Origin of the sequence: Schlesneria paludicola DSM 18645 (assembly GCF_000255655.1) — a bacterium.
GTDB classification, from domain to species: domain Bacteria; phylum Planctomycetota; class Planctomycetia; order Planctomycetales; family Planctomycetaceae; genus Schlesneria; species Schlesneria paludicola.
Map to the genome: position 1 here is coordinate 861,177 of NZ_JH636434.1, position 26,188 is coordinate 887,364.

Below are 26,188 nucleotides of genomic sequence, written 5' to 3' on the forward strand. Positions count from 1 at the left end.
CATGACGATGATGAACCAAAAGAAAAGCAATCGCCGCGGTCACTCCATGATGGAGATGATGGTGGTGATGTCGGTCCTCGCGGGAATGGCCGCTTTGTCGTGGCCCATGTTGCAATCTCCGCTCAGCAAGTTGCGATTGCAATCCGCCGCACAGGAAGTCACTACGGAACTTGCTAAAGCACGCCTCAAGGCGATGCAGTCAGGCGTGGCCCAAGTGTTCCGCATTCAATTGAACACAGGCAAATTCCAGGTGACCGCCGCGTCGGAAGATGAATCGGATGACGAGTCCACGTCGGACTCGATCGAAGTTGCAGAAAATTCGTCTGGATCGAATCTCGAACGATCGCCGTTGACGGAGGCTTCGGACACGATACCGGAAAAGCGAGAACTGCCCTGCGGCATCTGCTTCACGCCTCCCAAGTCGGACGAATCCACGGAAACTCGGAAGAACGACGTTGTTGAAGATCAGCAAGGTTGGACGGATCTGGCCGTCTTCTACCCCAACGGTGACACGACGAATGCCGTCGTAGGACTGCGTAGCAATTCGGATATGCACGTCGACGTCAAACTGAATGGTCTGACTGGCATCGCGAAAATCGGAGAAGCGCACCGCCAGGAATATCGATGATGCATGGGTCGAGGCGCGGATTCTCACTGATGGAGGTGATGCTCGCCACGAGCATTCTCTTGGGGAGTTCCATCGCGCTGATCGAGTTGGCAACGATTGGTCGTAAACACGCGAACTCGGCCTATGACCTGAATACGGCACAGCTTCTGTGCCAAGCGAAAATGGACGAATTGATCGCGGGAATCGCGTCGTCCAAAGGAACTGAAGAGCAGGAACTGCTCGACAATCCAGGCTGGTTCTATTCTATCGAGAGCCAGCCTTTGCGCCTAAAAGACCTGACGGAAGTGAAGGTCTCTGTCTTTCAAGAAGCGCGCGAAAATCAAAAGCAGATTCGATTCACACTGGTGCGATGGCTTCCTACCGAGTCGAAGGATCCGTTCGCAGACGCTCCTCCCGAAACACCGCCGGCTCAATCTCCATCGTCCACCACGTCGCAGCCGGACTCCACCGAACAACGGACATCGCTGCCGCGACGTCGATCAATGCCACGCGAGGGCACGCCATGATTCCGCTGCAAGTGCGGCGGATCGCGCAGCAGCCGCGACCATCGAGTGGTTTCACGCTGCTCGAAGTCTTGCTGACATCGCTGCTGGCATCGGTCGTACTGATCGCCTTGTGGAGTCTTTCTGACATCTACATGCGTCTATTCGTTTCTGGCCGGAACAAGATCGAGGAAACACAACTCGCTCGCAGCCTGACGTCTCAATTCGCCCGTGATGTGTCACAAGTGGTCCAACGCCCCGAAGAACGTCGGCTGAATCCATCCTTTACCGAGTTCGCCCCGCCTTTCGCGTCGCCCCCAGGTTCGCGGAATGCCCAACCAATGCGCGCGGCCCTTTCCGGTGCGGCCGCTGGACGACAAGACCCCGGTTTGCCACCGCCCTCCGCAGGATCTCTTCAAGGCGAATTCATCGAAACGAATTCTGGTCTAGGCGAGACACCACGACAAATCGACGAATCAATTCCGCGATTTGGTCTGTTCGGGACCAGCGATGCACTCCGATTGATCGTACTCCAGATTGATCCTCGCACAACGCGAGCCCCAACAGAGTTGGCGGACGTGCTTCCCGACCCCGGCCGGCTGCGAACTCCATTCGCCTCGGAATTAAGAACGATTGAATATTCATTGGGAACATCACGCGAGTCGACGGATCTTGATCAACGTCATCCGCCGGGATTGATCCGGCGAGAATGGGCATGGGAACATTGGATTGGACTTCGGGCGGCAAGCCAACTTTCCGTGGGGGCGGCTGAAGCGTCTGCCATGTTACCGAAGGGTGAATCTGGGTGGACGGCCGAGGACACCGTCGCGTTTGAGGACCAGGAGTACTTACACGTCTCGCAAGTGCAAAGTCTCGAGTTCAAATACTTCGACGGCGAAGATTGGGACGTCGAATGGAATAGTTGGGAGCGAGGAAAGTTGCCTGTCCTCGTCGAAGTCTTGCTCGAATTTGAAATCAATTCCAAGCCCAGAAAGTCCGCCGCAGAAGGCGAGTCAACGGAACTGGCGGACGAGACCGGTTCAAGCTCGAATGGAGTCAATCGTGCACCGGGCGGAACGGTGTATCGACGACTGATTCATTTGCCATTTGCCAACAACGTCAATCTAGAGCCCGAGCTAGATGGTGCCCCCATCGCGCGGATGAGCCCGCCTGTTTCCAGCAGCAGGACGCGCCAGCCATGAACTCAATCACGCATCAACGATCGCGTCGCAGTCGCGTACGACATTCCCGCCGGGCAATCGTGCTGGTTTTGGTCATGGTCGTGGTCACGATGGTGAGCCTTGCGGGGTTCAGTTTCGTGGCATCCATGTCAAACGAAAACAAAGCGGTCCATCTACGCGGTGAGCAACTTCGGATGGAGAACGCGATCGCCTCGGCGGAGGAGTTTTTGAAGATCTATGTGCAACGATCAAAGCCCGATGCCGATTCGACGCCAGGATCATCACCGTTTGCACAGTTGACGGGACCAGGCGGAGACAACGAGTCTCTCATGCGAGGCGTGGTTGTTGACGAAGATGGGCCAAAAAGCCGAATTCGATTTACTGCGATCGCACCGCGGTACGATGAGACCGGCGCAGCGACGTTGCAATATGGTCTTGAGCGTGAATCAAATCGCCTGGACCTTCGTTCCGTAGCCGACTGGGAAAATCGCCGTCCCGGCAGTGGGAAAATGGCGCTGCTTGGCCTGCCTGGCATGACAGAATCGATTGCGGATGCCCTGCTCGACTGGATGGATTCCGACAGTGCTCCCCGTCAGTCGGGAGCCGAGATGGATTTCTACGCGTCACTCAATCCTCCTTATTCGCCGCGCAATGGCATTCCCGAATCCCTGGAAGAATTGCTACTCATCAAGGGGATTACTCGGGAATTGTTGTTCGGACGCGACGCGGACCAGAATCACCGTCTCGATTACGAGGAGCAATCGTCATCCACCGGAACGGCCCGTGATACAAACGGCGAGCGCCAGTGGCCGTGGATCGAACTTCTGACGATCTACAGCAACGAGCAAAACCGGACACGCGACGGCAAGCCGCGAATCAATCTTAATCACCCTGACATTCGTGAATTGCATCGGCTGTTGTCGGAATCGTTCGCACCAAGCTTCGCCGCATACGTCGTCCTCTTTCGACAGAATGGTCCAGCGTTGAATACGCGGCCGGGCGTGGCTGTCGGCACGGCGCCACTTGATTTCACAAAATCTGCTCGATACCGCATTTCGTCTGCGCTCGATCTGCTGCAATCGCGCGTTCAGATAGGGGCCATTCCGGGACAAGGAACAATCGTCGAGTGCCCACTGACGATCAATCCTGAAGGGTCACACGAGCTCTTAATGCAAATGTATGACGACCTGACCGTATCGCCTTTGCCTTTCCTGAAAGGGCGGGTCAACATCAATACGGCACCCGCCGAAGTCCTGCGATCGCTTCCGGGGCTCGACAAGGCTTTGGCAGAACAGATTGTCGCCGCACGCAGCGGAACGGGGAATACTGAAAAAAGTCATGACGACCACCCTTATTGGATCTATAGTGAGGGTTTGGTCGACATCAGTCGGCTTAAGGAACTCTCCCCCTTCTTGACCGTCGGGGGCGATACACATCGCACTCAAATTGTCGCGTTTTCTGAAAGGTCGAGACTCTCGCAGCGAGTGGAACTGGTGCTGGATGCCAGCGAGAAACCAACGCGACGTGTGATGTGGAAAGATCTGCAGGTTTTGGGTCGGGGCTTTCCGTGGGACGCGATTGATACCCCTGGTGGAATTTCTGCCTCACAGTTCGGAGCGGGCAATGCAGCGTCTGTTGGCTATTGATTGCGACGCGAGAGAGTTGGGTTACGTTCTTGCCACAGCTTCGGGCGAACGGATCACTCTCGAAAGCGCTGGTACGGTCCTGCTCGGCAGCGGCCCCGACGATCGTGCGCTAACACCGGACGAAATTGGGAAAAAGCTGCAATCTGCTTTGGCCAAGCAAAAGCGAACGGGAGTCAAAGTCCTGGCATCGGTGGACCGGAATTCCATCGAGCTGTTTGAGATTGTCGTCCCCCCGGCATCCGACCCGGAACTTCCAGAACTGGTCCTGAATCGATTGTCGATGGAGTCTGCCACAATCGCGGACGAGGCGATCGTCGATTTCATCGCTCAGTCGGGCGGCGAAACCGAATCGCGCCGAGTGACGGCAGCCGCCCTTGCCAAAACCGAACTGGAACGTGTGACGGCCACATGCTCGTCTGCGGGTTTGACGGCAGATCGATTGCTCGTTCGTCCCTACGAAACGGCCGCACTGTTCCTCAGACAACGGTCCGTCACTGGCGGAAACTTTTTGCTGGTGAATGTGATCGGTGATGAAGTCGATCTGATCGTCGTCGATTCGGTGCGGATCCTGTTTTTCCGAACGGTCCGTCTACCGGCGCGGATGGGCGATGAAACGGCCGAGCAACGTCTATTGGACGAGATTCGGCGAACCCTGCTTGTCGCACCGCAAAGTCCTGAAATCGGACATGTGATCGAAGCCGTTTACTGGTTCGGATCGGGAGCCGAGCATGAGCGTCTGGTTGCCCAAATCTCGAAAGAGATTTCAACCAAGGTTGAATTGCTCGATCCATACTCAGGATTCAGTTTCGGAAAACATTGGGAGGGACAGCTATCGGGACGTCTCGTTCCGCTGCTGGGGATGCTCGTCGCCGAAACTCGCGGTGCTCAGCATGCTGTCGATTTCCTGCATCCACGCAAAGCGCCGAAGCCACCTAACCGCATTCGACAATTGGCCATTGCCGCCAGCCTGATCGCCGTGATCGGCGGTGCGGGCGGGTACTATGTCTGGGAAGGGCAGGCAAAAGCCGATGCCGAAATCAAAAAGCTCAGCGAAAGCCTGACAAGCCTCGACGCACTCGTAAAAAAGACTGCCGAGAAGAAGAAGGTGGCCGACGCCATCGAAGAATGGAACTCGAATTCCGTCGTGTGGCTGGATGAACTTCGTGACCTTTCAGCAAAATTTCCTCCAGGGCAGGATCTGGTCATTCAACGCCTGGCGATGACACCCAGCCGCGGCGGAAAAGCGAACGTCTCATTCCAGGGACTGGCGCGCGAGCCGAAGGTCGTGACACGAATGGAAGCGTCGCTTCGTGACAGTCGTCATGAAGTTCAGACACCACGCGTCGAAGAACGCGTTCAAGACAAGACCTACTCGTGGAGCTTCGAGACGGGAGTCAGCCTGACCCCAGCAAAAGTGAAAATCGAAGTCCCCCCCGATGAACCGCCTGCAAAGCAGGACACTTCGTCGAAGAAGGACAGCGAATCCGCAGACGCCACCAAGTCCACACCTGCCGCAAAGAGACGTGGAACCTCCAAGAACCGCACCGACGCCAAGAAAAAAACGACCGCCAAACAAGGCGCGGACAAGCCTGCTGCGACGGAATCGACCAGCGACGAAGCCAAGTCTGATGAAGCAAAAACCACTGAATCCCCTGCCGCCGCTCCACAGGAGCCGACACCGTGAATAAAACCCGAAATCGACTAATGTACTTTGGATTGGGCGCCATCCTGCTTTATGTGGTTGGCGATTTTGTAATGCGGACCTACGTCGACGGCCCGCTCGAACAGAAGCAGGCGCGAAAAGCCCAGCTCGAAAAGAAGATTAAGGAACGCAAGAAAAAGCTGGCCGACGCGAAAGACGCCGCGAAAAAGCTGATTGTGCTCGAAAAGTCATCGTTGCCGAGCGATACCGAAGTCGCGCGTTCGCTCTACCGAGCCTGGCTGTTGGACCTGGTCGAGAAGTCGGAATTTCAGACGGCCCACGTCGATTCGGGGCCTGCGACAAGCCGCAAGGGGTTCTATGAAGCCCTCGCGTTCTCGGTGCGTGGCAAAGGAACTTTACACCAGGTCGTTCGATTTCTGTTCGACTTCTACCATGCGGGGCACCTGCACAAGATTCAGTCGCTTAGCCTGACGCCAATCGGTAAGAGCGGCGGCCTGGATGTCATCATGACGGTTGAGGCTCTCGTGCTGCCGGGGTCGGATCGCAAGAGTGAACTGTCGACCACCGTCTCGAATCGATTGAATTTCCCGTCAATGACGGACTATGGAATCATCGCGCAGCGCAATGTGTTCGGAGCAGGCGGCGATTCGGATGCGTCTCGTCAGACGTATTTGACTGCCGTCACCCGAGATGACGGTGAAGCCGAGGCCTGGTTCACGCTACGTGGCCAGGACAAATTGCTAAAACTACGCCAAGGCGGTCATTTCGAAGTCGGTTATGTGTCCGGCACCGTCATCGACATTCTGAATGACGATGTCGTCTTTGAATCGGTCGGGGAACGCTGGCTGATCTCGGTTGGGGAACCACTTGCCGAAGCACTGGCACTTCCACCGGAGTTCTAACCCGTCACATGCGGGATTCGTTGCGGAAATTCATCGAATATGGGCACGTCGTCAGACGAGAGGAAGTTGAACGACGTCCCGTGTTGAAAACGGCGGGTCGCCCCACGATCGCACCTACTCGATCCACTGGAGCGTGCCGTCTTTGTCCTGTGTGCGGATGACGTTCGCAATTTCTCGGCGTGCCTGTTCGACCTTTGACGGCGAGAGGGAACTGATCAGTTCCATTTCTTCGGTCAATGTCGCTCGCACACGTTCGGACAAGTTCTTCATGACCTTCTCGACCAGATCTTCTGGCGCCGTCTTCAGTGCCAGCGCGACGACCTTGAGTTCGAGTTGAGTCAGCAGCTTTTGAACCGACCGATCCTGGATGCGCATGATGTCGGCGTAGTCGTACAGATTGTCGTCGATCTGTGTTGCCAGTTCCTCATCCTGCTCCATCAACGCTTCCATCAACCGTAGCCGCTCTTCGCGTTCCACCAACTGCAGAATACCGATCAGGGTCTTGAACCGGCTGTCCTGTTCTTCCAGGCTCGATTCGTCCATTGTGGAACAAACATCGGCGACCGCTTTTAGCACCCGTTGAGTCACCGCGGGGTGAATCGACGACTTTGCGGCCAGCATCATGAAGATCTGCTGACGTTGCTCGGCCGGAAGTTTCTCCAGAACTCGGCCAGTGAACTCCATCGGCAACTCGCGCAGGACCAGTGCCGTGGTGCGAAGTGTTTCCCGCTGGAGCGCGGCGGCGACGACGGCGGGAGGGGTGCTCGTCAATTGATCCATGACATCCGACGCAGATGTCTCGCTATCCTCGTCGTCCGTACCGGCCCCGCCTGCCGCCAAGTCATGGTAGCCCGGCACGTTGCCCGCGGCGCTACCCTGAGCGTAACGCGCGACATCCTGCAGACGTTCGAGCTCCGGTGAACCGCGCAGCGATTCTCGAACCTCCTGCTGCATTTCACGAAATTCTTGCATCACCAACTCGTCGAGTTCCGCCAAATCTGTGCGGCTTCCGACGGCGTCCATCGCCTTTCGCAGGATGTCCGAAGTCTCCACCCCCAAGATGTCGAAAACCTTCGACAGAGACGGCGGCGACAAACGTCGCAGCAGAATCGCCGCCTTCTCGAGATTCGTGGGTGGGTTCAGGACCATCGCCAGAGCGTTCCGTGGAGCAAGGAAACCAGTGTTCGGACGTGATCAGCACTCGTCGCGCGCGGCGCGATCTCCTATCAAATCTGGTCAACGGAGGTTTACCATTCCCCGCCATTTAGGGGAAGACGTCTGTGCAAAGGCACTATGAACGTGGAAAGCTGGGGAAGATATTGCCAACTTGGGCAATTAGCGTTGCGAAATGACTGGCGATGAGCCGCGCCAGTTTGGTCGCGTCGTGGCAATGACGACTCGACCGAGCGGTCTCAAGACACCGTCTCGAAGGGCGACGCACTAGATGGCGCGTCCGGCCGCGGGGGGCGGCCGGGGCAGGACGAGCGAACGCTAGACGCCCCGAGGGGGTCCGACGAGACACTCCAATCTCGAGAAGACAACTCGTTCGATTGATTTTCTCAGCGAGCCGAATTGTGGAATGCCAGCGGAATCGGATCGTGACTCAGTTGGGGCAAGCTGAGAGAATCGCGCCGCACGACCGGTGGTGGATCTGGCGTCGGCTTGGGTGATTCGAAAGGGGGAGACGACGGTAAAGTCTTCAATGTTTCCGTAACGGGAGTGAGCAACACCTGCAGATGATCCTGAGGTCCTGGCAGCCGCACTGCCGCTTCGATGATTTCTGTGGATCGCCCATCGCGATTGGAACGCAGCAACAGCCCCAACAGAAACAACCGATCCTGGTCGCGCAGATCGCTCTTCGTCCATCGCGCCACGTCATTGATCAGATCCGTTCGAACTTGGACGCTTTCCGCACCCAAGAGGTCCTCAAGGATTGGACCAGCACTGACCGTCGTGGGATCAAGTGTGATTCCGCGTTTGAATTGTTGCGCGGCCTGAGAGTAGAGCCCCAGCATGGCGCTCGCAAATCCCATCCGAACCTGAATGTCAGGTCGATCCGACAGGAGCGCCGCATTTCGATAGTTGATGTACGCCTGCGCCCACTGCCTATTACGCAGATTGACATCACCGTAAGTTTTAATGTCATTGTCACGTTGAATCGCGGCCAGATCGAGATCCGTCAATTCGGGTTCGATCGCGTCATCCTCGACGTCGGGCGACTGCTTCGTAAGCGACGTGGTCCGCGTCAAATTGACTTCCGATTGTTTGACTTTGGACGGTGGCGCGGGCTGACGAGCCGCCGCGGTATTCGGAACAGGCGCGACAGATGGGGCCCATGCCTGAGCATTGTTCGTGCGTGCTGGGGTTGACGATGCCAAACCAAATTCCATCGGCCCCGGCAAACGGGCCGCGTATCCAAACGGGTTCATGTAGACGCCGGCCCCCAATGGAGCAGGAAAAGGAAATCCATAAAGGCTTGAGATTCCCTCACGACTATTGGCGGGAAGTGATCCCCCCAGAGAGAGCCCCGGTCCTGACCACCCCCATCCTCCACCGTACCCTCCTCCATATCCCCCATAACCGCCGTAGCCATAGCCACCGTATCCTCCATACCCGCCGTAGCCGCCATATCCACCACCCCATCCTCCGCCCCAGTAACGTGGGAAGTACATCTGGTATTGGTATTCCACGTTGGCTTGCATAGGCGTCTGCGCCAACGCGTTCGGCAACAAAGCGTCGATGCTCGTAAGCGTGAGAATCGCGAGAAACATCAAGTGGTGAAGTCGCATGGCTAACCTGTCTTTCCGCTCAAATCAGGACACCATTTGATTGTTTGTGTCGTACGGGGGCAGGGTCAACGAGCGATTCGCAAATCAGGAAAAAAACAAACGACATTCCAATGCGACTCGGCAATGTTGCAGGTCAAACCGAACGAGCGAGCATGTTTCCTTTTGGCATCATTGCCCGCCTTCGGAACTCGGTTCAGCACGAGAAAAGATGCGGTTCGACGTCGTGAGATAGGATTGAACCTGATATCATGCGACCCACAGTTTTCCGGGCCACGTGCCCCCTCATTCCCTAGCAGCCTGTTGAAGTAAGGGGGACCGGCACCTTGGCATTGACGATGTCATGGCGTTTTTTAAGCTCGCCGGAGCCAGTCCCCGTTACTTCTACCGACTGCTAGTTCCCTCCTTTTTGAATTCTCGGCACTAATACGACATGGAAATTCTGCCAGCGATTGATCTGCGAGGTGGCTGCTGCGTGCGGCTGCGACAAGGCGACTACGCTCAGGAAACGATCTTCGGCGACAATCCCGCCGAAATGGCCAAACGCTGGGAGGCCGAAGGTGCCACTCGATTGCATCTCGTCGATCTCGATGGAGCCAAAGCTGGCAAACCGGTGAACGTGGCAGCCATTCAATCGATCGTCGACGCGATCTCCATTCCCTGCGAACTGGGCGGCGGACTGCGAGACGTCGATTCAATTCGCGCGATGCTGGACATCGGTATCGATCGGGCCATCATCGGGACTCAGGCACTGAAGCAACCTGACTGGTTCCGTGAGATGGTTCAGCAATTTCCTGGACATGTCGCACTGGGTCTTGACGCGCGAAACGGGATGGTCGCGACAGCGGGCTGGCTGGATGTCTCGCAAACAAAAGCGATCGAGCTTGCGCGTCAGTTCGTCGGCCTTGATCTCGCAGCGGTGATCTATACCAACATCGCCAATGACGGAATGATGCAAGGCGTCGATGAAGGCACGATCCAGGATATGCTGGACTTGGCGGCCTTGGGACTTCCGGTGATCGCTTCCGGCGGAGTCAGCACGCTCACCGATGTCGAGCGCCTGACCGCCGTCTCGCGGACGCAGCCAAAACTCATCGGTGCCATTGTGGGCCGCGCCATCTACGAAGGCACGATCCGCGTTGCGGATGCCGTACGGATTGCAGGATAAACGGTGGATCGAAATCGTGTCGCGAGCGGTTCGATCCCAGACCGAATCTGTCAGAGAGGTCTGTAGCCGTTCACAGGGCAGAAAGGTCTTCGACTCTTATCACGGTGCATGCATGAAGTCGTCCTGGGGATTCCGTCTCGTTCTCGTCACCACACTCGGCGCAGGCTGGACCGCAACAGGTCATGCGCAGTCCGCGCTCGATGGCGGGAGCGGCGTCAGCAATTCCAAATCGATCTCCGTGAATCCACCAACCGCACAGGCCTCGTTCGCGGAAATCGCATTTCGCAACGGTGCCGTTTATACCGTCGACGCGGCCCGCAGTTGGGCCGAGGCGGTCGCCGTTCGCGATGGCCGAATCGTTTACGTTGGCCCGGACATCGGCCTGACGAAATGGATTGGTCCGAACACGCGCAGCATTGATCTGAAAGGCAAAATGTTGCTGCCTGGATTCCACGATTCTCATGTTCATCTGCTTGGCGGTGGAATCGAGCTGGGCGAATGTAACGTCAACGGAATGACGACCGTTGAGCAGATTCTCGAGGCGGTCAAAACGTACGCCGCCATGCATCCAGATAAGAAGTGGATCCGTGGTGGTGGCTGGCCGCTGACACTTGAAGACGGAAATCCGAGGAAGGAACTGCTGGATCAGGTCATTTCTGACCGACCTGTGATCCTTGAGGCTTTCGATGGACATTCGTCGTGGGCCAACTCCAAGGCTCTGGAAATCGGTGGCATCACCAAAAGTACCCCTGATCCACCACGCGGTCGAATCGAACGCGATCCAAAGACCGGCGAACCCTCGGGGACGTTGCGTGAATCCGCCATACGGCTCGTCACCAACAAGATTTCTCCCTATACGCACGAGGAAAATCTCCGCGGCCTGCGACGCGGCCTGAAGCTCGCTGGACAACTCGGAATCACCTCGATTCAAGAAGCCTCGGTCGCAGAGCATCATTTGAAGGCCTTCACCGAAGTCGATCAGGCTGGCGAACTGACCGTTCGAACGGTTGCAGCGATGAAAATCGAGCCCGCCACATTCACCGGACAGCTTCCACAGTTCGTCAAATGGCGCGACAAATTTCGAAGCAAGCGGCTACGCGCCACTTCAATCAAGATCTTTCTGGATGGCGTCATCGAATCCCGAACGGCGGCCGTGATTGAACCCTATCTCGGTGGAGGGCAAGATCGCGGATGGCTCAATCTCGAGCCGGATGTCCTTAAGCCGCTCGCTGCTGAACTTGACCGACTTGGATTTCAGATCCACGTTCACGCCATCGGCGATCGTGCCATCCAAGCCACATTGGACGCGTTTGAATTCGCGCGGCACTGCAACGGATCTCGTGATTCGCGACACCACATTGCTCACCTTGAGCTGTTCGATCCACCAGATCTCGTACGATTTCGTCGCCTGGGTGTGATTGCCAATTTCCAGTCACTTTGGGCCAGCGCCGATCTCTATATCCTGAAAATGACAGAACCAATTCTTGGTCCCGAACGTTCGCGATGGCTCTATCCGATTCGCAGCGTCGCAAATACCGGAGCCATGATCGTCGGCGGCAGCGACTGGTCCGTGACCTCCATGAATCCGCTCGACGCCATTCAAGTTGCCGTGACACGTCGGGATCTTGATGACGAACCAGGTGCTCCCTGGATTCCAGAAGAAGTCGTCGATCTGCCGCTGATGATCGCCGCGTATACAATTAACGGAGCGTTTGTGAATTTCCAGGAGCACGAAACGGGTTCCATCGAAGTGGGAAAATCGGCCGATTTGATTGTGCTCGACAAAAACCTGTTCGAACTGCCGCGACACGAAATTCACAAAGCAAAAGTGTTGTTGACCCTGCTGGAAGGTCAAGAAATTTACTCGTCTTTGGCAACCGCACCATGACTTCCTTGGCATCCAACTCCCCCGGTTCGCAGTTTCGGCTGGCCGTCGAAACTGAAAAACCACTTCAAATCGCGGGAGCCATCAACGCATACGTTGCTCGAATGGCCGAAGCGTGTGGTTTTCGCGCCTTGTATCTATCGGGGGGTGGAGTCGCCGCCAATTCCCTGGGGATGCCCGATTTGGGCATCAGCACGATGGACGACGTGTTGATTGATGTTCGCAGGATCACCGAAGTAACGTCGCTGCCACTGCTGGTCGACATCGACACGGGCTGGGGTGGTGCCTTCAACATCGGTCGGACGATTCGCTCGATGATCAAAGCCGGGGCGGCGGCCGTTCATATCGAAGATCAGGTTGGAACGAAACGCTGCGGACATCGGCCCGGAAAAGAACTTGTGAGCCAGACGGAGATGGTCGACCGCATCAAATCGGCCGTCGATGCGCGGACCGACACGAAGTTTGTCATCATGGCCAGAACTGATGCGCTGGCAGTGGAAGGATTCGAGGCATCGATCGAACGAGCCGCCTCGTACGTCGCCGCAGGGGCCGACATGATCTTTCCGGAAGCGATCACCGACCTGGCCATGTATCAGAAATTCAAAGCCGCCGTACAGGTTCCCATTCTCGCGAACATCACCGAATTCGGACAGACGCCACTGTTCACCAGCGCCGAGCTAGGTGCCAATGGCGTCGATATGATGCTTTATTGTTGTTCAGCCTATCGAGCGATGAATGCTGCGGCATTAAAGGTCTATCAGACCATTCGGGCCGAAGGGACCCAGAAGAGCGTCGTGTCGCTGATGCAAACCCGCGCCGACTTGTACCAGTATCTCGACTATCATGCCTATGAGCAAAAACTGGACGCGTTGTTCGCCAAATCCAAACCGGAATGACCCACATCATGACTGAACCCACGACGACGCTAAAACCCAAAAAGTCAGTGGCCCTTTCCGGTGTGGTGGCGGGAAATACATCGCTCTGCTCCGTCGGGCGCAGTGGCAATGATTTGCACTATCGCGGCTACGACATTCTGGATCTCGCCACACGCTGCGAATTCGAAGAAGTGGCATTCCTGCTGGTGCACGGATCGTTGCCGAATCCCGCTCAGTTACGTGTCTACAAACAGAAGCTCAAATCAAATCGAGGTTTGCCCTCAACTGTCAGGCAAGTTCTCGAGGCACTGCCCGCCGCATCGCATCCGATGGACGTGCTTCGCACAGGTGTCTCGACTTTGGGTTGCACCTTGCCCGAGCGCGAAAGTCACGACGTGGCAGGCGCCCGCGACATCGCGGATCGATTGCTGGGTTCGCTGACGTCGATGCTCTTGTATTGGTATCACGTTTCTCACAATGGTCGTCGCATTGACGTCGAAACCGATGATGAGTCCATCGGCGGACATTTCCTGCACTTGCTTCACGGCACCGTACCGTCAGAGTCGCACGTGCGTGCGATGCAGACGTCACTCATCCTGTATGCCGAACACGAATTCAACGCGTCGACATTCGCGACGCGGGTCGTCGCGGGAACGGGGTCGGATTTCTATTCCGCGATTACGGCCGGAATCGGCGCCCTGCGCGGCCCAAAGCATGGCGGCGCGAATGAATATGCGTTCGAGATCCAACAGCGGTATGCCGATCCCGATCAGGCAGAGCAAGATATCGTCCAGCGTGTTGGCAATCGCGAAGTCATTATTGGATTTGGACACCCTGTCTACACCGTCGCTGACCCGCGCAATCAAATCATCAAAGATGTCGCGAACCGCTTGTCGAACGAAGTGGGTGATTCTCGCATGTTCGAGATCGCCGCACGCATTGAATCGGTCATGTGGCGTGAAAAGAAGATGTTTCCGAATCTCGATTGGTTCAGCGCCGTCTCGTACTATGTGATGGGTGTCCCCACGTCGATGTTCACGCCCTTGTTCGTAATCGCCCGTGCATCCGGCTGGAGCGCTCACATTATCGAGCAGCGGATCGACAACAAGATCATTCGCCCCAGCGCCAATTACATCGGCCCAGATGACCAGGAGTTTGTTTCCCTTGAGCAGAGATGACCTGACTTCGACTGTGCGTCCCGCGCCCGATCAACTTTTCCAGCAGATCGCCGACTACACGCTGGCGGTTGATAAGATCACCAGCGACGAAGCGTTCGAGACGGCGCGATTGTGTTTGATCGACACACTGGGCTGCGGGCTGCTGGCGCTCAATTATCCTGCCTGCGTCAAACTGCTTGGCCCCATTGTTCCCGGCGCAACGATGCCCGGCCGTGGTGCGCGTGTGCCGGGAACACCGCACGAACTAGAACCGGTCCAGGCGGCGTTCAATATCGGCGCGATGGTTCGTTGGCTCGACTTCAACGATACCTGGCTGGCAGCCGAATGGGGTCACCCGTCGGACAATCTGGGTGGAATCCTCGCGGTCGCGGATTATCTCGCTCGAGCTGGAACAGCATTGAAGGTGCGTGACGTCTTGATCGCAATGATTCAAGCGCACGAAATCCAAGGCGTACTCGCTCTGGAAAACAGCTTCAATCGCGTCGGACTCGACCATGTCCTCCTCGTTCGCATTGCGTCAACGGCCGTCGTGACTCGCATGTTGGGGGGATCGCGCGACCAGATCATCAATGCGCTTTCGAATGCCTTCATCGACGGCGGCGCGTTGCGAACTTACCGTCACGCACCGAATACCGGTTCGAGAAAGAGTTGGGCCGCCGGCGATGCAACCGGCCGCGCGGTTCGACACGCATTCATCGCCCTCAAAGGCGAGATGGGCTATCCGAGTGCGCTCACCGCGAAATTGTGGGGCTTCCAGGATGTTCTGTTCAAAGGAAACTCGGTCACCGTTCCGCCCCAGGGATTCGGTACCTACGTCATGGAACAGATCCTGTTCAAGATTTCGTTCCCTGCCGAATTCCACGCACAGACGGCCGTCGAGGCCGCGATCACGCTGCACCCGCAAGTTGCTTCGCGAATCGATCAGATCGAACGAATCGTCATTGAAACACAGGAAAGCGGCAAACGAATCATCGACAAGACAGGTCCGCTGGCGAATCCAGCCGATCGCGATCATTGCATTCAGTACATGGTCGCTGTCCCCCTCTTGAAGGGCCAATTGACCGCGGAAGACTATGAAGATGCCATCGCCGCTGACCCGCGAATTGATGCACTACGCAGCAAGATGGACGTCATCGAAAACACCGAATTCACGAAGGACTACCTTGACGCGTCGAAGCGTTCGATCGGCAACTCGGTTCAGGTGTTCTTCGCCGATGGTTCGAAAACATCGCGCGTTGCGGTGGAGTATCCGATTGGCCATCGGCGCAGGCGTGCTGAGGGAATTCCCGTACTGCTTGAAAAATTCGAACGGAATTTGCGAGGACGTTTTCCCGCGAGCAAAGCAGACCCAATCCTGACACTCTGTTCCGACCGCAACAGGCTCGAGGCAACGTCGGTCGATCGATTTATGGAGTTATTCCTCACAACGGAGTCGCCGTAGGCCGCCGACATCTGTCATATCGGCTCGCTGAATTGATGGGGATTGGCTTCGCACGAATAAGAACGAAGGGCATGTCCCCGTTGTTTCGACGGGCTTGCTATCGCACCGCGATGAACTCGTTGGAATTCAACAGCGCCCACAGCAAGTCCTGATAGACTTCCGTTGCTTTCTGATTGGCGACCTGTTGCGCGCCTGCAGCACGCAACAGCTTCTTGGCCGTTGCAAGTTCATTGGCCGTGGGCGGACGTGACAGCACTGCCAACCACAACGATCGAATCTTGTCATTCTCAGTCGAATGCCGACGCAGCACGTCGCTCAAAAAACTACCGGACGAAACGTCCATCGCCTTGCTGATCAACGGACCGTTCATCAGCGAAAGCGCGTTTCCAACGGAACCATCGAATGACATCGTCTCGTCATTGTCATCGGTGTGAAAGCAGACCACAAACTGTTGAAGCCACTCTTGTCGGTGCTGCTCTGACTGCGTCCAGTCGACCGCCCCAACCTGATGTGCCTTGGTTGCGGTCAAAAAAGAATCATAGGCCTGCTCGGCCGTCATCGCTTTGACATACATCCTGCTGAAGGCTGGTAATTCACCTCGTGCCGGCTCGTCGGAGCGATTCGCCGCCGAAAAACGGCTCGTAAGCTGATACGGGTTCGATAAACAGATCCAACGCATCAATTGTTTGATGTCATATCCCGATCGGATGAACTGTCCCGACAGAAATTTCAAAAGTTCAGGATGACTTGTCGGCTGGTGCGGCCCCAGATCGTCGGCACGATAGGTGAAACCCATCCCGAAGAAATGTTCCCACATCCGGTTGACGAACGCCCCGGCCAATTCTGGTTGGTCGCCGGCCGTCATCAGCCGAGCCAGTTCGAGACGACGGTTGCTGTCTGGCCCTGGATCGACATCGTGCCCATGGAACCGAGGATAGGCCACACGCATCAGGCCGTTTGTCGTTTCGTAGTATGTCGGACCACTCGTTTCGTGACTGACCAATTCTGTGACGCGTCGCGCGGAGTTTCCCGCCTCGCCCACCACGAGCGGATACGTCCGCATCGTGGTCTGTTGGAAGAAGCTGTTCAGTTCCCAGAAATCACTCTGCTTCGATTCGTCGAATGGGTTGTTGTGACATTGATTGCAGTGCAGTTGCTGACCGAGAAACACGCGGCTGGCAACTGCCGTTGCGGGCGTCGCATCGTTATTCAAATGAGCGATCAGAAAATTGGTCGCTCCATTTTTGTCACTCGTTCCTTCCGCGGATATGAGATCGGCCACGATCTGATTCCAAGGGCGGTTATCTGCAAAACTGGTCCGTAGGAATTTCTGAAACGCGGCGCGGTCCACAAGCGGATTGGAGACGCGCCCAATCAAGAGATTCGTAAACTTCGTCGTCAAATTTCTGACACACGCCGTATCCGTGATGAGCCGATCGATCAGAATCGACTTCTTCCGACTGCCCCGGTCTGCAAGAAATGTTTCAACCTCGCGAAGCGTGGGGACTCGCCCCAGTAAATCCAGGTAGAGACGGCGACACCATTCAGGATCATCAGCCGGCGCTGACGCCGAAATCCCCAGCGCCGTCCATCCCTCCTGAATTTCATGATCGATCGTCGCGACAACGTCCGAATCCGAGTACAGGAAATCCGGAGACTCTGTTTCACCTGCTCTGGACTCTGGCACCTCGCGCGTGGGAGCCCCGGGAGGGGGCTCGATGTGCGACAATGTAATTGCCGGTCCATATTCACGTGGCGGCTTGGGGCGATCTGATCGTAATGGTCGCTGCTTGAGTTCGTCTTGTTCGATTGTCGCGATCGGTACACGGCCAGAGCGTCGGTCACCAAATTGAAACGCGACGATGACAGCCAAGAGCACACAACCAGCAAGCGCGACGCCCACATTACGCCGTCGCGAAGCTGCAGGAGAATTCAGACCAGTGCCCCCAATCAGCGTCTCATTGCGTTCGAACGACAACGGTTGCGAAGAACCGACACCGGCGGCATCCCAGTACAGATTGCCATGCAGATCAAGGTACTGCAGGTACTTCCAGCGTGCCGCCTCGGACGACACGACGAGCTGCTCCAGTCGTGAGGCCTGTTCCGCAGTGATGCGGTCTTCACAAAGTGCTTCGAGCAGCGTTTCAAGTTCTGAGGGAGTTTCTTGACGAGCATTCATGGTGACACCTCGAGTGCCAATTGTCGTTCGATGCATTCCAGCAGAGCACGTCGGATTCGCCCCAATGATTGATAGACCGAATTCACAGGACGACCGATTTGCTCGGCCAGCATCGTCCCTCGTTCGCCTGGTGCGTAGCGTTGCTCGATAAGTTCACGGTCTTTCGGCCGAAGCCGCTTCAAGCAGTCGGCAAGCGCCGTCCGGCGGCGTTCTAACTCGTCAGACCGTTCGAGGCTGGTGGCGGCAACCGCCTGAAGGAACTCATCGCTAAACACGATCTTTTCGCGGCGCTTTTTCGTCCGATGCTTCATGATTTCGAAATTGGCAATCTGGCTGACCCAGGCGAGAAAATTCGTCCCCAAGCGGAACTGCGAATATTTGCTCCAGACAACGACGTTCGTTTCCTGAAGAACTTCCTCCGCGTCCAACGGGTTTCCAAGTTGCGACAGGATGTACAAGAACAGTCGACGCTGATGATGCGTGAAGAGTTGCACAAACTCGCCATCGGGCGATTGTCGCGTGCTGTCGTCACCAGCAAGTTGGTCTGCCACATTGCCGCCTGAGCTATTGTCACCTAAACCGTCATCGACTTACGAAACAACCACGTTCGGACGAGGATTCTTGAGGGTGTTGGAGAATTCCTCGTTGCCTGGTTCCCGCTTGACGACGCTTCTTACAAATCAGAAATGTTCACGATGGTTGACTAAATCAACTCTTGAATCGCTGTACCGCCGTTTGCCAGCTTCATCGGACGGCCGTTCTTCGATTTGTGCACCCTGTCCAGCGGAATCCCGAGCGCGTGGGCCACGGTCGCCCAGACATCGCCTGGCTGATACGACTTGCTACTGACAACCGACACGCCATCTGCGTCGGTCTCGCCAATGGCTTGCCCGCCTTTCAAACCACCGCCGCCAATCATGACAGACCAACTGTTCGCCCAGTGATCGCGGCCAACATCCTTATTGATCCGCGGAGTTCGCGAGAATTCACCCATCCAGACAACGACCACGTCATCAAACAAACCACGTTGCTTCAAGTCGGTTGTCAGGGCCGCGATTCCGGCATCCAGAGAAGGGAGATGCTGATTTTTCAGCGTATTGAAGACATTCGAATGCAAGTCCCATCCCCCAAAGTCGACCTCAACGAATGGGACGCCCTTTTCCACCAACCGGCGAGCCATTAGCAGGCTGCGACCAAATTGCCCACCCCCACCCATCGCGCCACCACGTGCGGGTGATCCGGTATAGAGCTCCAACGTTTCTTTCGATTCCTGATCAATCTTGAAGGCGGTCATCTGTTCCGACTGCATCAGACTCACCGCTTTTTTGTAGATTTCCTTATGAGCGGCTCCGGCTTCGCCGCGATCAGATCGAATGAAGTTATCTTCCAAGGTGGAATGCATCGCCAGCCGTTGGTTCAACCGATCGGCTCCCAGGTCCCCGAGTTCCGTATTGCTAATTCGACCACTGGCATCGACCAGGAACGGAGAATGCGTCATGCCGAGGTAGCCGGGGCTGACGCCGCCCCCTCCGATGGAGATGAAGGAGGGAATTTCAAGCTCTTTCCGTTTCGGAGCCAGCTCATAGCTAACGACCGAACCGAATGCGGGATGCACGACCGTCGGGTTCGGCACAAACGTCGTGTGCATGTAGTAACGCCCACGGCCATGATCAGCTTCACGGGTACTCATCGCTCGCACCACCGACAGGTTGTTCATCACCCCGGCCGTCTTGGGCATCAGTTCGCTGATCTGCAAATCGCCCTTCGTACCGATCGGCTTGAACTCGCCCCCGTTTTTTGAATCGGGTTTCAAGTCCCAGATGTCGATCGTCGGAGGCCCGCCGCTCATCCACATCAGGATGCAGGCCTTCTGCTTCTTCTTCAGATCTGCCGCATGCGCTTTCACGTGCGAAATGAATTCGAGCGCCGGAATCGTCGCGGCACTGGCAAGCAAATGCTGCGCAAAATGACGGCGAGACATACCGACAGGAGCTGACAGATCCATGATAACTTTCCAGCGAATGACGACTCGTTCCCATTGCCATACGGACTGCGGGTGCCGCCGCGATCAGTGATTGAAAATGAACTCGTTCGAATTGAGCAATGCCCAAAAAAGGTCCTGATAGACCGACAGTGTGTTCGGATTTCCATTCAAAAACTTCTGGATTGCCGACATTTCGGATTTGGACGGCATCCGACTGAGCGTAGTCAAAAACAGTCGCTGAATTTTCTGGACATCGCTGCCTTTCCCTGTCAACACGTCATGCAAATGACTGCCCGGTTTCAGGCTGACGGCGTCGCGAACCAACGGACCGTTCATCATCGTCAGGGCTTGTGGAATCGTCCCATCGAACGAACTCGATTCACCACCGTCGTCGGTTCCAAAAGTCTGCACAAACTGCCGCAACCACTCGCGCCGTTGTTTCTCGGCCTGCTCCCACCCTCCGCGGCCCGATTTATGAGCACTCGTGGCGATGATCAGCGAATCATAAAGTTGCTCGGCATTCATCGGCTTCAGCGACACATGGGTGAACAACGCGGTTTCGCCGATTGCCGGATCATCGCGCGTGTTCTTCTTCGTACCGCGACTTGTCAGTTGATAAGCCTCACTGCTGACAATCCAACGAATCGCCTGTTTGGTGTCGTAACCACTTTTCACGAATTCTTCGGCCAGGAAATCGAACAGTTCTGGATGTGTCACCGGCACATGCTTGCTGATGTCGTCGATCGGATTTGTAAAGCCAAAGCCAAAAAAGTGAGCCCACAAGCGATTGATATAGGCCAGCGCGATCATCGGTCGATCACCCGCCGTCATCAACTTTGCCAGCTCTTTTCGGCGATCGGTCGTGTTGTCGGAATTGACTTCGGTCCCGAAATAGTTGGGATAGGCGACTTTCATCAAGCCGCTGCGTTTCTCGAAGTAAACTGGACCCGAAAAATCCTTCTCGACGATTTCGGAAAAGTCGTCGATCATCTGTCCTGAGGAATCCGTCTTCCGATGTTCCTTCTTGTCGATCTGGCGGAAGAAACTGTTGAACTGCCAGAACTGATCCTGCTTCCAATCGTTATAGGGATGGTCGTGACACTGAGTACACTGAACCTGCATTCCCATGAATAGCCGCGTCGTCTTGGCCGTCAACTGGACCCCTTCGTCGCGATCCTGCATCTGCGCCAACAGATAGTTTGCCGCCCCGTTTTCCTCGAAATGCCCCTCCGCCGTGACCAGATCGAAGACGATATCGTTCCAGGGACGATTCTTGCCGAACGCCTCGCGGAAGAACTTTTGCATCCCTTCACGACTGACGCGGCGTGGCGTTTCCTGGCCAATGCAGAGGTTGGTCCAGATCGTGGTCCAGTTCCGTGTATAGCCTGGGTCATCGAGCAAACGATCGACGAGTTTTTTTCGTTTGAGCTTGTCTTTGTCGGACAAAAACTGTTCGACGTCTTCAAGGGGAGGAATATGCCCGACGATGTCCAAATAGACTCTGCGAATCCATTCCGCATCGTCGGCCACCGGCGATGGTTCAACTTCATTGTCGCCCCACGAGGACCGGATACGCGAATTGATCTCGGCCACTACGGCATCACCACGCGCGTCACTCCGATTGGAACGAACGCCATCCGCCGCCGCTTTCGGTTCCGCGGCCATGGAGCCGGTGATGGTCGATTCGGAGACGAATGCAAGCACGAGCAGCAGACCGAGAGCGATTGCACAGTCAGTGATGGATCTGCGATTTGCACGCATGCAAGGATGCTTCATTGTCAATTCCTCAGAACGGATCAGATTGCTCTCAGCCAATCCTGCCCAACGGTCTCGCCTCGCGTTTGAACCCGTCCTTCAGAATAACAGCACTCGCCTGAAAAACATTCGTCCGATTCTCGGAATTTTCAGGCTCCCAGAGTCCGAGAATCGACGTGAACTGATCGCACGGATTCTGACGCAATGAGTTGCATACGCAAAGACTTGCGACACTGTGGGCGTCGCACTTTGTTGGAGTAGCGGCCCGGACGATACAGGCAAGAAGCTCATACGTACCGGAAGACCGGTTTCGCAACGATCGCCGGGCGAACATCCCAATCAGCCGGTGGCGCAGCCATTCTGATCTGCGGTATTGCCGCTGGGGCAGCGGTCAGGACGTCGTGATCAGTCGACTTTCACTGCGACTGAGGACATCATCAAATTGGGAAGTGCCTGTTTGAGCGCCTCCTCTCCCGCGAGCGTCGTCTTATTGCGCTGATACGTGAGAATCGTTAGGTTGTTGAGCTTGTTGAAACTGGCCAAACCGACATCCGAGATCTCATTTCGGCCAAGATGGAGCGTCGTCAGGCTTGTCAGCTCGCTCAACACATTCGCGGCGTCGTCGTTAAGATTGCTATGGATCAGATTGAGATCCGACAGATGTGTCAGTTTCTTCAATTCATGCAGCCCCTCCTCTGTGATGGTGGTACGACCGAGGTGCAGAATTCTCAATTCGTCGAGTTCACCGATAGACCTCATTCCCTCGTTCGAAATGCCGTTACCAACGATGTGAAGCGTAGTCAGATTCTTGAGAGATCGCAGTTCCGACAACCCCGCATCGCTGATCTGTGACTTGCTGAGATAGAGTGCCGTGAGGCTTGTCAGTTTGCCGATTTCCGGCATTCCTGCGTTCGTGATTGTAGTCCCCGACACGTCAAGCCACGTGAGATCTCGGAAAGGCTTCAGCAGATTCAAGTACTTGTAGTTGAACTTCTTGTTCCCCTTAAAATTCACCCCGATCACGGTACGATTGGGGGTATCCGCACGAGAGATTTTGCCGCCAAGCAGGGCGATTTTCTCGATCGCTTTTTCCTCGTCAATAATTTCCTCGGCAACCGCCAGACTCATCATGGGGGTAAAAAATGCGAGAGCGAGGACGAGCGAAGACATACGCATCATTTGCCTTTTCGGTTGTGACCTATCTCGCATCTTTCTTCGGAACTTGAGAAGTGTACGGAAATGTCTTTTTTGGACTAGAGCATTTTCGGCACTGGGCCGATCAATGTCAGGCATACGCTGCTAAGCACGGGAGAGGCGCAGACAGATCAAAACGTCATTGGCGACGCATTCGAAATCTTTCGCGCCCGTCAGTATGAAGCGTATTGCATCTCTCCGAAATCGGTCGTCTAATATGGGGTAACGACGTTTTGTCTGACGGCGATTGTGTCTGGAACGAAGTCCTGATCGATCTATCGGGGAGACCAACATGCGCGATCATTCTGACAGCCCGGCCAGCCGTACACCGTCTCACACGTACGAAATCGTTCTGGCCGCGATCGCCCTGCTCTGCAGCTTCCTGCAGCGCGAGCCGAACTGCTCCGGCTCGGATCGAATCTCCTCGCTTGTGCAATTGGCTCTGAAATCTGAAATCCGACTGGATTCGGACCAGCGGGGCATGCTGATCGATGCGGCACTGAAAGAAGACCCCAACCACGAGGAAGCGCATTGGGCACGCGGTGACGTGCGTGTCCGCGGACAGTGGCTTTCGCTCGAAGATGCGGCAGCGGCGGCGGCTTCACGTTCAAACCTGCTGAAGTACCAAGAGCGACGCAGATCCGCCGACGATACGGTGCGTGGACAAGCACGCTTGGCCGAATACTGCCACCAGAGTCATCTTCCCGCGCAGGAACGGGCCCATTGGGCCGCCGTGATCGCCCTCGACCCCGATCATCAAGAGGCACATCGGCGACTTGGGCAAATCAATGTCAACGGCGCTTGGATGGACCGACGTCAGGTCGATAAGCAGAAGAAGACCGAGCTTGCCACCGTCGCTTTTCTAGAAAAACATAGCAAACGCCTGACCGCGCTTTCGATCGCGCTCCAAGACGAGTCAATGACGCCGACCGCGGTCATCAGAGAACTCCGCCAATTTCGCAACCCGCTGGTCATTCCCGGGCTCGAATTTCTCTTCTCGCGCTCCGGCGAAGCGGGAGGGCTTTGTACGGTCGAGACCGTTGACTCGCTGACTGCACCAGAAGCATCGCTTTCATTGGCGAAGCATGCACTCGATTTCACGGACGAATCGGTCCGCGTTCGAGCCACGCGATTTTTGAAACGGCGAGATGAACTGAGCTACGTTCCCGACTTACTGGGTGCCTTGCAAACCCGTGTCGCAAAAGAAGACGGATTCGCCATCAATCATCACAACCAAATCATCTGGCGGCAGAGGCTGTTCTTTGAGACGCAGGACACGAAGCAAATTATGACTTTCAATCGAGTGTTTCAGGTGACTCCGCGAGTCGCCGCACAGTCGATTTTCAATCCCGAAGTCGCCGAGCGACTGCGGCTTGAAAGCGACATCGAGCTCGATGCGTTCAATGACGCGATCGAACAGAAGAATGAACGCGTGATGCAACTGCTCGCCAGCACAACCGCAGACAAATCGGAGCAACACGCCTCAACCAGAAAAACGCCTGAAGATTGGTGGAACTGGTGGAACGATCGCATTGAAAGCTATCCCTCAGACGCCAAGGCCGTCGTGGCACGATACGAAACGAGTTACAAGATGGTGATTCCGCCAGGAAGCCGCCACGAGTGCCTTGCAGCGGGCACACCGATCTGGACCGAAACAGGTTCGGTCGCGGTGGATCAGGTGAAAGTGGGTGATCTTGTCCTGTCCCAAAATCAGCGCACCGGCGAACTGACGTTCGCTTCCGTATTGACAACGACGACGCGCCCGCCGGAGCGTTTGCTCTGTTTGAAGATCAATGATGAGATCGTGCGGGCGACGGGCGGACATCCATTTTGGGTTTCAGGCAAAGGATGGACCAAGGCCAGATCGCTCAAGCCGGGAATGGGGTTGCACACAGCACGTGGCGTCGCCATCGTTAATTCCATCGAAGAAGAACAGCAACCAACCGAGACCTTCAATTTGATTGTCGACGATTGCCACTCGTACTTCGTCGGGACGACACTGGTATTGAGCCACGACAATTCAACCTGCGAGCCGGTTGCCAATCGTGTCCCCGGCCTACGCGAGGATGGAGATCTCGTTTCGCGGAACGAGAAGTAAACACCCCGTCTCAATCTTCCACAACACAAATCGTACACAACACGATGTTGCCGGGCACGAGCCAAGGGGCTATGCAACTGAACGATGGAGATGTTTTCATGCTGAGTGTTTTCACGGCCCAACATGGGGCGCCGCGAAATGGAAGGTGTTTGCGGCGTGGGATCATCTGGGGCGTGCTCTGGGGAATCGTGGCGCTCGTTGGCGGTTCAACGCCGACGCGGGCGGACGACGACAACAATTACCGTGCTCAAATCTTTGTTGGCAATGCGGACGGTTCCGACCTGAAGCGGTTGGTCCATCTACCGGAATACCAGAGCCAAGGGTCGCCGTGTTGGTCACAAGATGGTCGCTTCATCGCGTTTGACGCGACTAGGTCCCAACTGGGGCAACAGTTTTTTGACGGACATCTCATCGTCGTGAATGCCGACGGAACCAATCCTCGTGATCTCGGACCGGGAATTCTTCCTAGCTTGTCGCCGAAGGGGAACCGCGTCGCCTATTGTCGACATCCCAATATCGGTGCGCCGGGCGTGTATATTACGGACTTGTCCGATCCCGATAACGCGGGTCTCGTGGACGAAAAAGGATGGGGGGCCGAATGGTCTCCGGATGGAACGCGGCTGGCTTATACACGCGACAAAAATCTGCAGATCTTCGATCTGATTGAGGGCACCAGCACACCGGTTCTCGATGTCGATCAATCTGGCATTTCCCAGATCCATTGGAATTTCTGCTGGTCATCCGACAGTCGCCGAATCGCTTTCAAGGGAACTACCACCGACGAAAAGGAAGTGCTGGCAATCGCCAACGTGGATGGCGAGAACCAGAAAGTCCACATCGTATTCGAGGGGAATCTTGGCCCCGCAGTGACGTGGCATCCCGTTCAGAATGAAATTCTGATCGAACGATACCTTGAAACTCCCTCTGGCTTTCCCTCGCTGTTTCGAGTCAATCTCGACAGGCCCGGAGAAGCCGTGCGAATGCCAAGTCGGCCCGTCGACCGCCGCCTCCGGAATGCCGCTTTTTCACCTGACGGAAAACGTCTGGCTGTGAGCGTATTCCGCCGCGAGCAGGGCGACGAATAACATGGAACGGGTTGCACTCCGCTTTCTGATCGCATGTTTTGGCCGTTCCGTATTGCCG

Annotated in this window: 20 protein-coding genes; 13 read left to right on the top strand and 7 right to left on the bottom strand. The window is 56.0% G+C overall.

Annotation, left to right across the window (positions count from 1 at the left end):
• Window position 1 precedes the first annotated feature (1 nt).
• From OSO_RS0104200 to OSO_RS0104225, 6 genes are read left to right on the top strand one after another with little or no spacing between them, the layout of a single operon-like run.
• Window positions 2-628 carry a pilus assembly FimT family protein gene (locus tag OSO_RS0104200; protein ID WP_157605022.1) on the top strand — a complete coding sequence of 209 codons (627 nt, stop codon included), beginning with the start codon at window positions 2-4 and terminating at the stop codon, window positions 626-628.
• The gene (locus tag OSO_RS0104205; protein ID WP_157605024.1) at window positions 625-1,134 is read left to right on the top strand and encodes a type IV pilus modification PilV family protein; all 510 of its coding nucleotides are present in this window, start codon (window positions 625-627) and stop codon (window positions 1,132-1,134) included. Before OSO_RS0104200 ends, OSO_RS0104205 begins: the two co-directional genes overlap by 4 nt.
• Window positions 1,131-2,312: a hypothetical protein gene (locus OSO_RS0104210; protein WP_010582268.1), complete on the top strand. Its 1,182-nt coding sequence runs from the start codon at window positions 1,131-1,133 to the stop codon at window positions 2,310-2,312. The genes OSO_RS0104205 and OSO_RS0104210 overlap by 4 nt, the downstream gene beginning before the upstream one ends.
• Complete coding sequence (locus OSO_RS0104215) at window positions 2,309-3,937, top strand: helix-hairpin-helix domain-containing protein (RefSeq protein WP_010582269.1); 1,629 nt, start codon at window positions 2,309-2,311, stop codon at window positions 3,935-3,937. The genes OSO_RS0104210 and OSO_RS0104215 overlap by 4 nt, the downstream gene beginning before the upstream one ends.
• Entirely contained in the window at window positions 3,915-5,621 is a 1,707-nt protein-coding gene (locus OSO_RS0104220) for a hypothetical protein (protein WP_010582270.1), read from the top strand. The genes OSO_RS0104215 and OSO_RS0104220 overlap by 23 nt, the downstream gene beginning before the upstream one ends.
• Window positions 5,618-6,502: a hypothetical protein gene (locus OSO_RS0104225; RefSeq protein ID WP_010582271.1), complete on the top strand. Its 885-nt coding sequence runs from the start codon at window positions 5,618-5,620 to the stop codon at window positions 6,500-6,502. Before OSO_RS0104220 ends, OSO_RS0104225 begins: the two co-directional genes overlap by 4 nt.
• Window positions 6,503-6,616: 114 nt before the next feature.
• On the opposite strand, the gene OSO_RS0104230 is transcribed toward OSO_RS0104225, so the two are convergent.
• Window positions 6,617-7,651 carry a FliG C-terminal domain-containing protein gene (locus OSO_RS0104230; protein WP_010582272.1) on the bottom strand — a complete coding sequence of 345 codons (1,035 nt, stop codon included), beginning with the start codon at window positions 7,649-7,651 and terminating at the stop codon, window positions 6,617-6,619.
• 410 nt (window positions 7,652-8,061) lie between these two features.
• Entirely contained in the window at window positions 8,062-9,291 is a 1,230-nt protein-coding gene (locus tag OSO_RS51555; RefSeq protein WP_083842776.1) for a tetratricopeptide repeat protein, read from the bottom strand.
• Window positions 9,292-9,721: 430 nt separating this feature from the next.
• On the opposite strand from OSO_RS51555, the gene hisA reads away from it, so the two are divergent.
• From hisA to OSO_RS0104275, 5 genes are all read left to right on the top strand, one after another.
• Entirely contained in the window at window positions 9,722-10,456 is a 735-nt protein-coding gene (hisA, locus tag OSO_RS0104255; RefSeq protein WP_010582275.1) for a 1-(5-phosphoribosyl)-5-[(5-phosphoribosylamino)methylideneamino]imidazole-4-carboxamide isomerase, read from the top strand.
• Between the two features lie 112 nt (window positions 10,457-10,568).
• Complete coding sequence (locus OSO_RS42075) at window positions 10,569-12,344, top strand: amidohydrolase (RefSeq protein ID WP_050985995.1); 1,776 nt, start codon at window positions 10,569-10,571, stop codon at window positions 12,342-12,344.
• Window positions 12,341-13,237, top strand: coding sequence for a methylisocitrate lyase (prpB, locus tag OSO_RS0104265; RefSeq protein WP_010582277.1), 897 nt, complete (start codon window positions 12,341-12,343; stop codon window positions 13,235-13,237). The genes OSO_RS42075 and prpB overlap by 4 nt, the downstream gene beginning before the upstream one ends.
• A gap of 8 nt (window positions 13,238-13,245) precedes the next feature.
• Window positions 13,246-14,394, top strand: coding sequence for a bifunctional 2-methylcitrate synthase/citrate synthase (gene prpC, locus OSO_RS0104270; protein WP_010582278.1), 1,149 nt, complete (start codon window positions 13,246-13,248; stop codon window positions 14,392-14,394).
• Window positions 14,360-15,835: a bifunctional 2-methylcitrate dehydratase/aconitate hydratase gene (locus tag OSO_RS0104275; protein ID WP_050985997.1), complete on the top strand. Its 1,476-nt coding sequence runs from the start codon at window positions 14,360-14,362 to the stop codon at window positions 15,833-15,835. The genes prpC and OSO_RS0104275 overlap by 35 nt, the downstream gene beginning before the upstream one ends.
• Window positions 15,836-15,932: 97 nt before the next feature.
• On the opposite strand, the gene OSO_RS0104280 is transcribed toward OSO_RS0104275, so the two are convergent.
• The 5 genes from OSO_RS0104280 to OSO_RS0104305 all read right to left on the bottom strand — a co-directional run bounded on the left by OSO_RS0104280 (window position 15,933) and on the right by OSO_RS0104305 (window position 22,932).
• Window positions 15,933-18,014 (bottom strand): DUF1549 domain-containing protein, encoded by a 2,082-nt coding sequence (locus OSO_RS0104280; RefSeq protein ID WP_010582280.1) that lies wholly within the window; start codon window positions 18,012-18,014, stop codon window positions 15,933-15,935.
• Window positions 18,011-18,565: a sigma-70 family RNA polymerase sigma factor gene (locus OSO_RS0104285; RefSeq protein WP_010582281.1), complete on the bottom strand. Its 555-nt coding sequence runs from the start codon at window positions 18,563-18,565 to the stop codon at window positions 18,011-18,013. Before OSO_RS0104285 ends, OSO_RS0104280 begins: the two co-directional genes overlap by 4 nt.
• 152 nt (window positions 18,566-18,717) lie before the next feature.
• Complete coding sequence (locus tag OSO_RS0104290; protein ID WP_010582282.1) at window positions 18,718-20,019, bottom strand: DUF1501 domain-containing protein; 1,302 nt, start codon at window positions 20,017-20,019, stop codon at window positions 18,718-18,720.
• A 63-nt stretch (window positions 20,020-20,082) separates the two neighbouring features.
• Window positions 20,083-21,774: a DUF1549 and DUF1553 domain-containing protein gene (locus tag OSO_RS0104295; protein ID WP_157605026.1), complete on the bottom strand. Its 1,692-nt coding sequence runs from the start codon at window positions 21,772-21,774 to the stop codon at window positions 20,083-20,085.
• 384 nt (window positions 21,775-22,158) lie between these two features.
• The gene (locus tag OSO_RS0104305) at window positions 22,159-22,932 is read right to left on the bottom strand and encodes a leucine-rich repeat domain-containing protein (protein ID WP_162130509.1); all 774 of its coding nucleotides are present in this window, start codon (window positions 22,930-22,932) and stop codon (window positions 22,159-22,161) included.
• 307 nt (window positions 22,933-23,239) lie between these two features.
• Here OSO_RS0104305 and OSO_RS0104310 point away from each other — a divergent pair, with 307 nt between their 5' ends.
• Both OSO_RS0104310 and OSO_RS0104315 read left to right on the top strand, forming a co-directional pair.
• On the top strand, window positions 23,240-25,045 hold the full coding sequence (locus tag OSO_RS0104310) for a polymorphic toxin-type HINT domain-containing protein (RefSeq protein ID WP_010582286.1): 1,806 nt from the start codon (window positions 23,240-23,242) through the stop codon (window positions 25,043-25,045).
• 98 nt (window positions 25,046-25,143) lie between these two features.
• Window positions 25,144-26,130, top strand: coding sequence for a PD40 domain-containing protein (locus OSO_RS0104315; protein ID WP_157605028.1), 987 nt, complete (start codon window positions 25,144-25,146; stop codon window positions 26,128-26,130).
• Window positions 26,131-26,188 lie beyond the last annotated feature (58 nt).